The organism is Bifidobacterium sp. ESL0775 (assembly GCF_029395475.1).
Taxonomy (GTDB): Bacteria; Actinomycetota; Actinomycetes; order Actinomycetales; family Bifidobacteriaceae; genus Bifidobacterium.
The window spans coordinates 255,592-269,568 of sequence record NZ_CP113917.1 but is presented as its reverse complement, the minus strand read 5'-3'; the positions used below and the strand labels follow the sequence as shown (position 1 = coordinate 269,568).

The following is a 13,977-nucleotide window of genomic DNA, read 5'->3' as shown; positions in this document are numbered from 1 at the left end:
TGTCAAAACTTTTATATCGTTTCGGTCTTCGGCGATCCGATTGTGCTCTATGCATCTGCGTAGCCGATACCAGCGGACGCCTTGCAACGACTGGGCTTGTCGAGTTTCGGAACACCGCCCGGCGCGTTGCGGCGGCGGTGTTTCCGGACACAGTTTTATGGCGATTTTTAAATAAGAATTACGGAAGGAACAGTATGGACGATAGCATGCAATCCCCCATGAGCGACGGCCACGGAACGCCGCACAAACGCGAGTCGTATCTGCGTGAATTTATGCTCACGCAGAGGCTCGACCCGGAATACTGGCCACTGATCAAAGGCCATGTCGATGCCAAACAAGTCACGGAAAAGGTCATCCAGGTCCTCGAGGAGCACGGCCATCACCCCTCGGAGGTCTACTCGATTAATCATGACAAAGACGTCACGAACGTGGCTGATTACTTGGGCCCACACCCGCCGACCGAGTTCCGTATGCCCGGGACGCCGAAGCCCGCTCACATCCACATGGCGGTGCGCCTTGCGCCGGATGACACTGGCGTGACAGCGAGCCGCCTATCGGAATGGTTGGGCGCGCCGCCCGGCTGCATCGAGATCGCCCGTTCCCGCCGGTGGAGCTGGATGGACTGGCTGGCCTATCTCACCCACATCAAGTACCAGGCTGCCGGCACCAAGCATGTCTACGACCCCGGCGAGGTCTACACGGCCAGAGGCAAGGACTACCGGAAAATCTATGCAGAACACCGTGCCGAATGGCTGGCGGCGGGAAGGAAGGGCAACCGATGACGTCATCTCAGACAAGGAAGGCGACGATGGAACGGCTCAAGGAGTGGGCACGGAAAGGCCTTATCACACGGAACGACATCGATACCAACCCGTACCTGCACGACCCGTACACGGACCTGACGGTCAGCCAGCAGCGAGAAGTCGACCGCGCGGTCGAGAACGCCGAGAAATACGAGTCCCGCATGCAAGTCGAGCGCCGCCTGTCGGAAGGCATCCCATTGGCGACCGTCTTCTGGCAGGGAGGGGCCGGCAGCGGGAAGACTTTCGGCGCGAAGCGGCTTGCCGCCGCCACCGGGCTATATTTGTACGACAGTACGCCAAGTCATCCGCTGGAGGGTTTTAGGAACGAGGGGATTCTGCTGCTTGACGAGATCGGGCCGCAGACGCTGGATTTCCAGACCTTCCTGCAACTGACCGACCCGGCGAACCAGCATCAGACCGATGGCAGATACCACAAGGGTGGCGTGGTCGCCCCGTACGTGATCGAGATCACCACCTCGTCGGCCCTGAGCGACCTGGTCTACTACACGCGCGGATCCGAATCCCATCAGAACGCCATGGACGAGGTACTTCGCCGACTCAAATGCGCCGTCAGGGTCCAAGGCTATGTGGAGGACCCGTCGAACCCCGCTGCCTACCTGCGCCACGGCTACGACCTCTACCGGCCCGAGCCAATCCCCGAAGGCCGGACCAAGACATGGCCCGTTCCGAGCGGCGTCACGATACGGAACGGCGACAAGACCAGGCAGCTGACGTCACGCCTGGACCTAGCCTACCAGGGCAGCACCGAATCGCTGGAGACCCTCACGGCGGTGCTGATCGGCGACTACCTGGCGGACAATCTCCCCGAAAGCTGCCGCCACCACAGCAGCCAGACGCCGAAGCTCGAGACCGACCGCGAAGAAGTCATGCGCGGCCGCGCCCTGGCGCACCTCACACCGCTCTACGGCTCGGGCGCCGCGACCCACATGGCCGATGACCACCATCAGACCGACCCCGCGCAACCCTATGGCTGGGTGGACGGATGCGAGGACTGTGACCGGTTCAGGACCATCCATGACGGCAACACCCTAATCTGAGTCCGCATCATGGCCGCTCCATCCGGTCGATGACCACGGCCAAGCTGCCCGAACCCTACCGCCTGCAGAACCGCTGCCCGATACTTCAAAAGATCCATCCTGACATGGACCCCGAAGAGGCCAGAGCACAGGCAGCCATCGCACGAGCATCGGAAAGGAGCCGGACATTGACCGGAATACCCATTGAGAAGATGGACCACAACACGGCCCTCGCGTCGCTCCGTCACTGCGAGCGGCTGTCGGCCCGCCACAGCAACAAGGACATCGACGCCAGCCGCTCGAACCTGAACACATACATCCACATCGACGGCCAGGACCCCCTGACGCGCTTCCGCAGGCGGGTCGCCTCCGTGAAGGCGCACAAGCCCAAGGGACGCCGCTACGGTTCCGCCACCAAGGAACTCGTCTCCGCAGTGGTTTCCGTTCCCGAGGACTTCCCTTACAAAGGCAACATCGAGATGGAGAACCGGTTCCTTATCGACGCCGCCGGGATCCTCGCCGGGATGTGCGGCGGAAAGAAGAACCTTTGCGGCATCCAGGTCCACCGGGACGAGCAACATCTGTATTACATAAGCACTGCTATATTGACGGCTGAATCCCACCCGCCCAAGCCCGGCGACCCACCGGTCCAGAGAATGAGCCGCGTCCACGCCCATATCGAGCTGACAACCATCCTCACACCCCAGGAGCTCACGGCCATCCTGGGCAAGCCTCCCCGGTCCAGACGGCGGAAAGGGCCCGCGCCCGAAGGCGAATGGTTCTGCGCGGCCGCCCTGATCACCCGACCATGGCTGAAAGAGGCCAACCGGCGCATCCAGGAACTCGCCCGCACACGCTACCACAGTCATTTTGAAGCCCCTCACGGATACTCCACCAGCGCCGAGGTGGAACAGCTCAAGCTGGAGAGCGCGGTCGCCGAACAGGCGGAACCCTTGGCCGCCAAGGCCCGCGAACAGGCGGAAGCTGCTGACACGGACCGTCGTGAGGCGGCGGCCACGTTGGAGAAGGTGCGGCGGCGGGACGCCGGCAGCATGGCTAGGAAGCAGGTGCTTGATGCGCGTGAGGCGTCGTTCGCGCAGCGGGTGGCGTCCTGGGAGCGTGACCTGAAGGCCAGGTTCATCGACCGGTTGAGGACATGGCTCGAATCGGAGCTCGCCAAGGCCCGCGAGGTGTTCGCCCGCGCCCGCGAAGAAGGCTACGAGACGGGCCGCGCGGAAGGCTACAAGGCGGGTGTCGAGCAGGGTGTCAGGGCCCGCGAGACGGCCCCCGAAGCGCCTGTGGCCAGGTCGGTGTCGGACGTGCAGTTGCGTGCCGTGGAGGAGTTGCGGCGCGGTTTCGGCGAGGACTATGCGTCGCCGTTGGACGGGGGCCGTCCGAAGGTCTCGTACACGGCGGCGGAGTGGGCCGCGTTGCCGCCCGCCAGGCGTGCCGCGCTCACCGTCCAGGGGGTCGCGCCGCCGCAGGCGTACCGGGAGGCGGGCCATGGGCGTGCCCTGTGACCGGCCGACCACATCCCGGCCGCCGTGACGTGATTCGCCACGGGGCCGGGCACGGCCGGACGAAAGCCAAAGAACGGCCCGCCATACCGGCGGGCGATAATGCGCGGGAAGCCGCGCGGAAAGGAGCGCCAAGATGGCACCCTACGAAAACACAGACAACGTGACGGCCGCCGGCGGCGACCCGCTTGACAGGATCGCGGCGGACATGCTCGACCCTGGATGGTTCGCGACACGGCAGGAAGAGTATACGCGGTTGTGCGAGTCGCATCCGGAACTCAGGGACGAAGACCATAGCCCGGAAGGCCTCGACGGCCTGATCTGCTACATGGTCCTGAAGTCGTGCATCCCGGACCTCGACCCTGATTCGGACGGCGATAAAGTCGCAAGGCTGGTCCTCGCCTGCCTGACCGGCGACACCGGGTCCAACGACGATGGCGGCGACACGGGCGGCGACGGGCCCACCGCCCAGTTCCTTCCCCGTTTTCTCCACCACCGCCGCAAGCGGGACGAGGAACACGACGAAGAGCCCGAAGAGCATGTAGTGCGGCTCGCGGCCAAGTACCTGCCCATGCTGCGCCCCCTGGCCTCCAGGATCAACGACCTGCTGCTCCGTGAGCACGAGGCGGCGAAGCGGAGGAAGGAACTCGACCGTCTTATCCGTGAGGAACAACGCAAAACCGAGAAAGCCGCGCAGCTCCTTGAAAAGGCGGAACGCCTGATCAACGAGGCCACGACCCTACGCGAGCAACGCGAGTTCGCCGCGAACATGGACGGCAACAACCGCGAACTGAAGCGGCTCATCCACCTGGCCTGCGAGACCATCCTCGGCCACAAAACCGTCCTCCACCGGCTTCCCGGGCAGCACCGTCTCACCGAGGTCTCCCTGCACAACAGCATCTATGGGCTGAACTGGGCGGACGAATACCTCGACCTGCGATTCAAACAGGGCGACGAGCGTCTGATGACCGGGGAAGGCTACCGGTCCCTGAGCCCAGCGGACCAGCAGGGCTGGCAGCCGCTTTACAAACGCCTCTCCTACCTCTCCCAGGACCTCAAACACGTCAGCGACCAGCTCCTTCAGGAACAGCAGAAGGAAATCGAACGCGCGTCTCAGGCCCTGAACGGACCCACGGTCCAACCCGCGGCCAATCTCCCGTCGCCCCCGGCGACGCATGCCACCGAACCGGAACCGGATTGCTAGCCTGTCCGCGTCCGACGCCCCGCGTCGGAATGCGGGTGAACGCGGGTCGACGGGGGCCTATCGGCTCCCTCGCCTGGTCCAGGGCGGAGCGCCTGGCCGCAGACGCCGTGCCGCAGGCGGGTGGGAAGCCATGGCCCGCGCCATGACGCAACCCACCCGCCAGCGGCACGGCGGCGAGGAGCCGAAGACGAGAGCGTGCGGCACCAACCTGCACAGGGTTGGTGCCGCACGCTCTCGTATATGAGGCGCAGGGGTGTCGGGGGCGCAAGCCCCTGGCCATTTCAGGGTTAAGCCACCCGCAGGGCCGCACGCCAGTGCGGTGACCTCGGTCATGGCTTAGCCCTTAAATGCAAGGGCTAACGCAGTTAGGCCGCCTCCCCGTGCCGGAAATCCACGCCGCCACCCGCTGCCGGCCATGATGATTGCCAGGCCACGTTTAACCAACGCAAGACAACGATGAGCGGACACTTGCACCATGAAAACCACCGACACGAATGGAAGGCATCCCCATGATCATCTGCTACACCGACGGCTCTGCATTAAACCCCCACGGCCCCATCGGCTGGGCCTGGCACGACGAGGATGGCAACGAGAAAAGCGGCGGGTCGAAATCCGGCACCAACAACATCGGCGAACTCACCGCCATCGAATCGGCCATCGAAAGCCACCCCGGCGACGAGCCGCTGACAATCTTCTCGGATTCCGAATACAGCGTCAACGCCATCAAGAAAGCACCGCAATGGAGGGCCGACAGATGGACCAAACCGAAATCCAGGGGCACGGGACGGGACGAGGTCAAGAACCCCGCCCTGCTGGACGCGATCCTCGACGCCATTGAGCGCCGGCATGGGTCCGTGTGCGTCAAGTGGACCGAATCCCACGTTGGCACCGAAGGCAACGAGCGCTGCGACACCCTGGCCAAAAGCTACGCTTTCGACGTGAGACGCAACGCGAAACCACACTGCATGACACCAGCCGGAGACAAGGCCATCGCGGAATCGACGGCACTCAAATCCTGAATTAAAGACCCATGCCTTTAGCTCAGTGGTTATCGGCAGAAGTGCATCCTGTAAGCTCATGCGCTTTGTCAGTGCATGTAAACGGCAAATAGGGCGTACCACTTTGTGATGGTGCTGAAGGCGCGGGTGGCGTGTATGTCGTACCACCATTTGAACTCGTTGAACCACCGCCTGAACCCGATGAGCCACGTGTCCGACGTTGACCAATTGCACCACGTCCTGAACTCGAAGAGCCTGAGGAATTTGAAGACCCTGCATTGCCGCCTACCGTGGATTGCGCCTGTAGCTGAGCTTGTGCATCGGCGGCTGCCTGTGCGTCGGCGGCTGCCTGCGTGTCGGCGGCGGCCTTGGCCTGCATGGAACCATCCACGGCGTTCATCGCTTCGACCAGTTGGCTGTCGGCTGTGTCATAGGCCTGGTAGCCGCCAGCCGGTGCCGGGGACGCCGCGTCGGCGACGCCGCCGGCCAACATCCCCACGGCCAGCAGCAGCACGGCGGCTCCCGCCAGCAGCGGGCGAATCTTCCTTGCGTTCCTCTTCTTGGTCATGTCCTACATGATAGCCCTTTTTCGGGACCTGCAGGCCGGTGCCGCCCACGGATAACCTTTCCGCCGGTGTGCGTATGATGTGATACGAGACATCGGAAGGCGAGAAGACAAGGAACGGGCATGGAAGCCACCACCTCATACATCAGGAACCACAGGATTGCCAGCATCATCGTCGCGTTGCTGGTCGTCGCGCTGCTGGGCGTGGGTGTTTACTTCGGCGTGCGGGCCGACCACCAGGCGGCGCTGGCCGACTGCCGGCAAAGCGAGACCGCCGTCAACACCTCCTACAAACAACGCCAGGCGACGCTCGCCAAAGGCGCCAGCCTCGCCAAGGACGCCAAGAAGCCCGGCGAGATCACCGACAGGAAGCTGCTGACAGCCGTCAAAGAAGACAACTCGAAGGCTGGTAAGGCGCCGAAGGCCGTCACCTGCCCCACTGGCGGGCCCACCAAGAACATCCGCCAGACCGCGATCGACAACCGGGACCTCGCCGCCCAATACACCGGCAACACGGATATAACCAGGCACCAGCAGGCGCTCGTCAATGACATGGACAAGACCACTCACAAGAGGCTCGACGGCGACCTCGCCAAGGCCGAACAACTCTACAAGGACAGCGACGGCAAGGTGGCCGACAACGCCACCCGCGACAATTTGAAGAAGGCCATCGACCACGCGAAGGCCGTCAGCAAGGACCCCAATACCAAGAACTGACAGCCTCCAAACCTTCGAAAGGGAGCGGCACAGCGGATCGAGTCCGTTGCGTCGCTCCCTTTTCTTTTCAACGACCGTTTCCGAGTGTCCCATAAACGGTCGTTTACGGGACAAGTCCGATCCATCCCGGTTCCGACCGAGTTTGTTACGCTTTCGATGTACCATAACCCGTACCGTATTCAATGTCCGATATAATGGGACAGTAACGGGTTTCGGTACGGAAGGATTCGGGAATGCTGATCGGATACGCCAGGGTCTCCACGCTGGAGCAGAACGAGGACCTCCAAGTTGACGCGCTCAAGAAAGCTGGCTGCGAGAAGATCTACACCGACCACGCCAGCGGCGCGAAGGAGCACCGGCCGCAGCTCGACGAGATGCTCAGGTCGCTGCGCGAGGGCGACACCGTGGTCGTCTGGAAGCTCGACCGCATGGGCCGCAGCCTCCAGAACCTCGTCAACCTCATGAACCGGTTCCAACAGGCAGGGGTGAACTTCAGAAGCATCACGGAGAGCATCGACGCGACCACCTCGGGCGGGATGCTCGTCTACAACATCTTCGCCGCCATGGCCCAGTTCGAACGCGACCTGATCCGCGAGCGCACCAACGCCGGCCTCCAGGCCGCCCGACGTCGCGGACGCAAGGGCGGGCGCAAGCCCAAGCTCACCCAGGCCCAGGCAAAACGCGCCCGCGAGCTCTATGACTCCGGCACCGTCACCGTCAACGAGATCGCCAGCCAATTCAACGTCGGACGCACCACCATCTACCGTGCACTCGACAACACCAAAGATGAGAAAGAGAAAGTGCCCGGCGCGGGTCGCCCCGCGCCGGGCCGGCCCTAACTAACGCCTGCGCCACCTCCAGATGACGACCAGCCCGCAACCGACAACGATTGCGAGCAGCACGTCCACCACCGCGTTGTCCGCGTTGGCCGCCAGAACGACAGCCAGCGCCACGATGGCCTGGATAGCCTCAGGCCCGTCAGAGCCCTTTCTTTTATGGGACATAATTGAATGTCCTTTCAATGTATGCCGCGCCACGATGGACGCGGCGAGGTCATGCGGCCGGAAAACCGCATGATTGCGCCTGCAAAAGCAGAACGCAACAGGCTCATCCTACCGCGAAAGATGAATATCATACCTTCGGTGATATAATGCTTTTATTGGTTGTGGCATCGGAAACTTTCCGGACCATTAGGCGGGCAATAAAGCTTTTACCGGAAGGGGTCACAACTGATATGGGGACGCAAGTCCTTTTCAATGTATGCCGCTGGCCCCGATGTTCGGAAACGAATACCGGGGCCAAGGTGTACCCGGCCTCCTTAAAATTCTTGCCCACTTTTTGCCCACAAATTGCCCACAATTTATTAAAAACACGATAATTCTGGCAAATCGCAGTAATCACATAATCGTTGGAATTTCAACGTTTCTACGCTAAAACCGCTAATCCCCCAATAATCCAATATAGAGTTCAACTCCCCCTACTCGCACCATCAAAAAGACCTCCGAATCGTTGAAATACCAACGGCTCGGAGGTTTTCACAGTTCTCGTCGGCAAATAATGTTGACAAAAAGTTGACATCTTTGTTATTATGCTGGCCCGATGCCCGAAAACAACACCGGGGCCAAGATGCATTTACTTCCGCACAGGGAAGGTGCGGATCTTTGGGGGCTGGTAGGTGACGGCCCAGCGGGTGATCTCGTCGTAGGAATCGGTGAAGAGGAGCTTCGCGCGGTCGGGGGCGGTGAGGAAACCGGCGGCGGTCATGGCGTCGAACATCTGGGCCATCGGCTGCCAGTAGCCGTCGAAATCGAAGAAAACGCACGGCTTGTTGTTGAGCCCGATTCGCGCCCAGGAGAAGGCCTCCGCGATTTCCTCCAGCGTGCCGGGGCCGCCGGGGAAGGCGATGAGCACGTCACCAAGCTCCATCATCCGGCGCTTGCGCTCGTCCATGTCGTCGACGACTTCCATGGTGGTCAAGCCCTTCGCCGCGGCATTGCGGTCAATAAGCATCTGCGGCATGATGCCATGCACCTTACCGCCACCGTCGAGCACCGCCTGCGCCACGACGCCCATCAGGCCAACGCCGCCACCGCCGTAGACCAGCTCGTCGTCGTTCGCCGCGATCCACTCGCCAAGCCGCTTTGCCGCAGCCGCATACTTCGGATTATCCCCGCTCGCCGCGCCGCAATACACCGTGATCTTCATGCGTACTCCTTATTTTCTATATCGCCGTCATTACCAGCCGAGGCCATATCATCCATACTTCCCGACATGTTCCACGCGCTGCGTTCAGGTTTCAATAGTACTTGTTCAGCCACATATCAGAGCGCCATCTCTTGTAAATCAACAATTAATTCAATAATGAATAAGCCATTATATCCTCGCCAATCTTATCCACCCACTGTCTCAAAAACGGCATAAAAATCGTCCACGATACGAAACGAAGCTGAGAAACCCTACTGCCATCACGCATACTGCGAGTTGACGGCGATGCCGCATGATGTTGTCCACAAGATTGTTGCGGCACGCGCCGCAGACCCACAAGGGACAAACGAGAAGGGAACATCATGAAATACGGAATCATCGGCGCAGGAGCCATGGGCTATCGCTACGGCGTTGTGCTGCAGGAACTCGCCGGCCAGCCGGTCGAATACGTCGACACCTGGATGCCGAATATCGACAAGGTCCGCGAGCAGGGCGGCGTCTATGTTTCGAACGACCACGAAAACCGCCACTTGGTGAAAGCCGATATTTACACCCCCGAAGAATACGCCAAAACCGGTCACGAACCGGACGTGTGGATCATCATGGTCAAGCAGATGCAGCTTGACGAACGCCTCAAGCGCTGCGCCGATGCCGGCATCTTCAAGGATCACCAGGTCGTCTTTAGCGCGATGAACGGCTGGGGCCACTTCGAAAAGATCCTCAAATACTTCCCGAAAGAGCGCATCTACGGCGGCACCGCCATGGTCGCCTCCGTCTTCAACGGCCCCGGCGACGTCGATTTCATCGGCAAGCTCGACGCGGGCACGATGCACATCTGCGCGATGACCGAGGAGGTCACCGACATCGAGAAGCAGATGGTCGCGGAGCTCGACAAAACCGGCTTCCACCCGCAGATCACACAGAACTTCCGCGGCACCTGCCTGGCGAAGATAATCTTCAATTCCGTCATCAATTCGCTGTGCACGATGTACCAGATCACGATGGGCCAGTTCGTTTCGTATCCCGGTTACAAGGACATGGCCACCGAGCTGATCAACGAGGCCTACGATGCCTGCGAGCGCGCCGGATTCCAGCTCATCCAGGACCGAGCCTCGGCCATCGAGGAAGTCGATTACGTCAGCCGCGTCGCCAACCCGCTGCACTATCCGTCGATGTATCAGGACATGTCGCGCGGCCGCAAGACCGAGGTCGACTACATCAACGGCTACCTCGCCAAGGTCGGCCGCGAGAACGACTGCCCCTGCCGCGTCCAGGAGTTCCTGACCCACGGCGTCCACGTCGCCGAGCTCGCCTTCCAGGTCCATAAGAAGGAAGCCGCCGAGGCCGCCGCCACGGCAACCAAATAAACCCCAGCGAAATCGCCAAATACCGCTTTTTATCTGCGCTGACAAAGTCAGCAAGACGGCCAAAGCTTGAGCCCGGCAAAGGCCGGCAAGACCGGGCAGGCAGTTAAGCATACGGTAACGGAAGCAAATATCCCGCCGGAAAACGCACATCCCCAAACTGGTTTCGTGCGTTTTCCAGCGGGATATTTGCGTTCTACAACAGCAGGCCGGCGACATGGCGGCGATCGCACTCAGGCCAAGCGGCGGCGCGAACCTTGCGGCAATGTCAAGCGCGACGATTTTTCATTAGATCCGGCAAAACGAAAGCCCCACAACACAAAATTAGAAACTCATCCACTATTTGACCATAAACTGCGTATTCCCAGCTTGGCGACTTAACTCTAATAATCTACGGTATCGCTTTCATATCCACAAGATTGCGCGACGCCCGGCCCCGCCCAAAAGGCATGGAGACGACAAAATCGAACATGAAAAGAGTTGACTATGAAATACGGAATTATCGGCGCGGGTTCTATGGGCTTCAGGTTTGGAGTGCTGTTCCACAATCTGGTGGGCCGCGATGTCGATTACATCGATATCTGGGAGCCGAACCTGAAGGCGATCAAGGAGCAGGGCGGCGTCTACGTTTCCCGCGACTATGAAAACCGTCATCTGGAAAAAGTCAACGTCTATACGCCTGAGGAGTACGCGGCCAAGGGCGGCGACCCGGACATGTGGATCATCATGGTCAAGCAGATGCAACTGCAGGACTATCTCACCCGTTGCGCCGATGCCGGACTTTTCAAAGACCATCAGGTCGTCTTCAGCGCGATGAACGGCTGGGGCCACTTCGAAAAAATCCTCAAATACTTCCCCGAGGACCGCGTCTATGGCGGCACCGCAATGCTCGGAAGCTCCTTCCTCGGACCCGGCGAAGTCGATTTCCAAGGCAAGCTTGGCGGCGGAAGCATGCATATCTGCTCGATGAGCGGCGAAGTGACACCGGTGGAGCAGGAGCTGGTCGATGACTTCGAAAAGGCTCATTTCAATCCGATAATTTCAACCGATCTGCAAGGCACCTGCCTGGCGAAGATCATCTTCAATTCCGTGGTTAACTCGCTATGCACGATGTACCAGATCCGCATGGGCCAGTTCATCTCCTACCCGGGCGCGATGGACATGACCGCGCAGCTGGTCAACGAGGCTTACGACGCGCTGGAACGCGGCGGAATCCAGCCCATCCAGACCCGCGCCGAGGCCATCCACGAAGTCGAGAACTCCAGCAAAGTCGTGATGCCGCTGCACTATCCGTCGATGTATCAGGACATGGTCACCGGCCGTCAGACCGAAGTGGACTACATCAACGGCTACATCGCCAAGGTCGGCCGCGAGAACGACTGCCCCTGCCGCGTGCACGAGTTCGTGACCAACGGCGTCCACGTCGCCGAGCTCGCCTTCCAAATCCACAAGAAGGAAGCCGCCGAAAAGGCCGACGCCAAGTAATTAAATTACTGACCACCAAGCCTGTTACCAGTTTTTAAAGTCATCGCTAAATCAATCTGGAAAGATTGAAATGACGATGGCTTTTGTTTTGCCGCCGCTATTTATATGGTACAATATCTTGTACAACTTTGTAACAGTCAAGGAGTCCATCATGGTGCAAGCAGTAGCGTATAGCAATTTTCGCAAGGACCTTAAATCATATATGCGCAAAGTCAACGAGGACGCGGACTTGCTACTTATCACCAACCCGAATCCAGACGATAACGTGGTGGTGATGAGCGCCGACGACTACGAATCTTTGATGGAAACGATGCGCATCTACCAGAATCCCTATCTGCACAAAAAAATCACCAAAGGCTTGCAGCAGGTCAGGGACGGGAGCGTCCGGCAGTACAGTCTCATCGATCCAGACGCTGAAGATTCTTATTCATCCCCAGCCAAGAGAAACGGAACGGAAGGATGAACCTCGCGTGGACCGAAGATGGCTGGAACGACTATCTGCACTGGCAACGGCAAGACAAGAAAACCCTCAGACGAATCAACACGCTTATCACGAACATGCTGAGAACCCCGTTCGAGGGCATCGGCAAGCCCGAGCCGCTGAAGTGGGGCCTGGAGGGCGCTTGGTCGCGACGCATCGACAGCGCAAACCGCATCATCTACACCGTTTCCGACAACGAGATTTGTATTCTTTCGGCGCGCAACCATTACGAATAACGCGTCTTACGTAATGCATTATTCTCGTTGCGACAATATCGTCACTATGACGAATCAGAACAAATAGTGCGCCGTTCGAATATCTTTGAGCGGCGCACTATCAACAATTAAGCAAAACGATAAAACTCAGTCCACGAAGACGTACTTCGACAGGCGGGCCATCGCTTCTTGCACGCGGGAGAGCGGGAGGGCGACGTTCATGCGGATGGCGCACGGGGCCTTGAATTGGCGGCCGTCCTGCACGGCGACGCCGACGTTCCATGCGCACTTCAGGAGCTCGTCGAGCGTGACGTTATGGGCCTCGCACCAGGCGCTGCAATCCAGGAAGAGCATGTAGGTGCCTTCGGGATGGCCGAACGTGACCTCCGGGAAGTGCTCAGCGAAGTAATCGCAGACGTAATCGACATTGCCGGTGAGCACCTGCCGCAGCTCGTCCACCCACTCGTGGCCTTCGGGCTTGTAAGCGCCGATCAGCGCGTGCATCGAGAGCACGTTCATGGCGTTATACTCGGGCTTCGCGCCCTTCGACGTGACGCGGTCGCGCAGGTACTTGTTGTAGATGATATGGTACGAACCCACGAGTCCGGCCAGATTGAAGGTCTTGCTCGGTGCATACATTGCGGCGACGCGGTTGCGTGCGTCCTCGCTCACAGACTGGGTCGGGATGTGCTTGTGGTCGCCGAGGATGATGTCGGACCAAATCTCATCGGAAATGACCACGCAATCGTTTTCGCGATAGACCTCCATCGCCTTTTCGATCTCCCAGCGTTCCCAGACGCGGCCGCAGGGGTTGTGCGGGCTGCAGAAGACGGCGACGTGGATGTTGTTTTCCTTGAGCTTCTTATCCATATCCTCGAAGTCCATGCGCCATACGCCGTTTTCGTCGCGCTTGAGCGGCGAGTGGACGATGTGGTAGCCGTTGGATTCGATGGCATTGGTGAAGCCCACATAGGTCGGGCTATGCAACAGAACAGAATCACCGGGAGCCGCGAATGAGGTGACGGTGGAGATGACCCCGCCCAAAACGCCGTTTTCATACCCAATATCCTCCGGCTTCAGATCGGTGACACCGTTGCGCGTCTTCTGCCAGTCGATAATCGAATTGTAATACTCGTCAGTTGGGCTGAAGTACCCGAACGCCGGATGCTTGGCGCGCTCGATGATCGCGTCCTGAATCGTCGGAACGGTGGGGAAATTCATATCGGCCACCCACATCGGAATAACATCGAACCCGTCCTTCGGCGGATCCGGCGCGAATCCGGGCGCGGCACCCAGCCCATCAACCGCGATGGCATCCTTGCCGTGCCGATCCATAATCGATGTGAAATCGTACTTCATCTTCACTCCTTATATATGGCGATCCAC

General features: G+C 59.9%; 16 protein-coding genes. 12 read left to right on the top strand and 4 right to left on the bottom strand.

Going from position 1 to position 13,977, the window contains the following annotated elements; translation table 11 throughout:
* Positions 1 to 194: 194 nt before the first annotated feature.
* The 5 genes from OZX73_RS00820 to OZX73_RS00800 all read left to right on the top strand — a co-directional run bounded on the left by OZX73_RS00820 (position 195) and on the right by OZX73_RS00800 (position 5,580).
* Positions 195 to 782 carry a hypothetical protein gene (locus OZX73_RS00820; RefSeq protein ID WP_277149739.1) on the top strand — a complete coding sequence of 196 codons (588 nt, stop codon included), beginning with the start codon at positions 195 to 197 and terminating at the stop codon, positions 780 to 782.
* Positions 779 to 1,861, top strand: coding sequence for a hypothetical protein (locus tag OZX73_RS00815; RefSeq protein WP_277149737.1), 1,083 nt, complete (start codon positions 779 to 781; stop codon positions 1,859 to 1,861). Before OZX73_RS00820 ends, OZX73_RS00815 begins: the two co-directional genes overlap by 4 nt.
* A 29-nt stretch (positions 1,862 to 1,890) precedes the next feature.
* Positions 1,891 to 3,360 carry a plasmid recombination protein gene (locus tag OZX73_RS00810; protein WP_277149735.1) on the top strand — a complete coding sequence of 490 codons (1,470 nt, stop codon included), beginning with the start codon at positions 1,891 to 1,893 and terminating at the stop codon, positions 3,358 to 3,360.
* Between the two features lie 133 nt (positions 3,361 to 3,493).
* Entirely contained in the window at positions 3,494 to 4,561 is a 1,068-nt protein-coding gene (locus OZX73_RS00805; protein WP_277149733.1) for a hypothetical protein, read from the top strand.
* A 509-nt stretch (positions 4,562 to 5,070) separates the two neighbouring features.
* Positions 5,071 to 5,580 carry an RNase H family protein gene (locus OZX73_RS00800; RefSeq protein ID WP_277149731.1) on the top strand — a complete coding sequence of 170 codons (510 nt, stop codon included), beginning with the start codon at positions 5,071 to 5,073 and terminating at the stop codon, positions 5,578 to 5,580.
* Between the two features lie 22 nt (positions 5,581 to 5,602).
* Here the strand turns inward: OZX73_RS00800 and OZX73_RS00795 are convergent, their stop codons facing one another.
* Complete coding sequence (locus OZX73_RS00795) at positions 5,603 to 6,127, bottom strand: hypothetical protein (protein WP_277149729.1); 525 nt, start codon at positions 6,125 to 6,127, stop codon at positions 5,603 to 5,605.
* A gap of 120 nt (positions 6,128 to 6,247) precedes the next feature.
* Between OZX73_RS00795 and OZX73_RS00790 the strand changes: the two genes are divergently transcribed.
* Positions 6,248 to 6,841 (top strand): hypothetical protein, encoded by a 594-nt coding sequence (locus OZX73_RS00790; RefSeq protein WP_277149728.1) that lies wholly within the window; start codon positions 6,248 to 6,250, stop codon positions 6,839 to 6,841.
* Positions 6,842 to 7,074: 233 nt separating this feature from the next.
* On the top strand, positions 7,075 to 7,680 hold the full coding sequence (locus tag OZX73_RS00785) for a recombinase family protein (protein WP_277149726.1): 606 nt from the start codon (positions 7,075 to 7,077) through the stop codon (positions 7,678 to 7,680).
* Here the strand turns inward: OZX73_RS00785 and OZX73_RS00780 are convergent, their stop codons facing one another.
* Both OZX73_RS00780 and OZX73_RS00775 read right to left on the bottom strand, forming a co-directional pair.
* Positions 7,681 to 7,845, bottom strand: a complete 165-nt coding sequence (locus OZX73_RS00780; protein WP_277149724.1) for a hypothetical protein — start codon at positions 7,843 to 7,845, stop codon at positions 7,681 to 7,683.
* 628 nt (positions 7,846 to 8,473) lie between these two features.
* Positions 8,474 to 9,046 (bottom strand): TIGR00730 family Rossman fold protein, encoded by a 573-nt coding sequence (locus OZX73_RS00775; protein ID WP_277149722.1) that lies wholly within the window; start codon positions 9,044 to 9,046, stop codon positions 8,474 to 8,476.
* Positions 9,047 to 9,408: 362 nt separating this feature from the next.
* On the opposite strand from OZX73_RS00775, the gene OZX73_RS00770 reads away from it, so the two are divergent.
* The 5 genes from OZX73_RS00770 to OZX73_RS00750 all read left to right on the top strand — a co-directional run bounded on the left by OZX73_RS00770 (position 9,409) and on the right by OZX73_RS00750 (position 12,612).
* The gene (locus OZX73_RS00770; protein WP_277149720.1) at positions 9,409 to 10,413 is read left to right on the top strand and encodes a ketopantoate reductase family protein; all 1,005 of its coding nucleotides are present in this window, start codon (positions 9,409 to 9,411) and stop codon (positions 10,411 to 10,413) included.
* Between the two features lie 66 nt (positions 10,414 to 10,479).
* Entirely contained in the window at positions 10,480 to 10,791 is a 312-nt protein-coding gene (locus OZX73_RS00765; RefSeq protein ID WP_277149718.1) for a hypothetical protein, read from the top strand.
* A 105-nt stretch (positions 10,792 to 10,896) separates the two neighbouring features.
* Entirely contained in the window at positions 10,897 to 11,895 is a 999-nt protein-coding gene (locus tag OZX73_RS00760) for a 2-dehydropantoate 2-reductase (protein ID WP_277149716.1), read from the top strand.
* A gap of 151 nt (positions 11,896 to 12,046) precedes the next feature.
* Positions 12,047 to 12,358, top strand: a complete 312-nt coding sequence (locus OZX73_RS00755; RefSeq protein WP_277149714.1) for a type II toxin-antitoxin system prevent-host-death family antitoxin — start codon at positions 12,047 to 12,049, stop codon at positions 12,356 to 12,358.
* A complete protein-coding gene (locus tag OZX73_RS00750) occupies positions 12,355 to 12,612 on the top strand; it encodes a Txe/YoeB family addiction module toxin (RefSeq protein WP_277149712.1) in 258 nt (85 codons plus the stop codon). Before OZX73_RS00755 ends, OZX73_RS00750 begins: the two co-directional genes overlap by 4 nt.
* Before the next feature lie 126 nt (positions 12,613 to 12,738).
* Here OZX73_RS00750 and OZX73_RS00745 read toward each other — a convergent pair whose 3' ends face one another.
* Positions 12,739 to 13,950 (bottom strand): aminotransferase class I/II-fold pyridoxal phosphate-dependent enzyme, encoded by a 1,212-nt coding sequence (locus tag OZX73_RS00745; RefSeq protein WP_277149710.1) that lies wholly within the window; start codon positions 13,948 to 13,950, stop codon positions 12,739 to 12,741.
* Between the last annotated feature and the right edge of the window lie 27 nt (positions 13,951 to 13,977).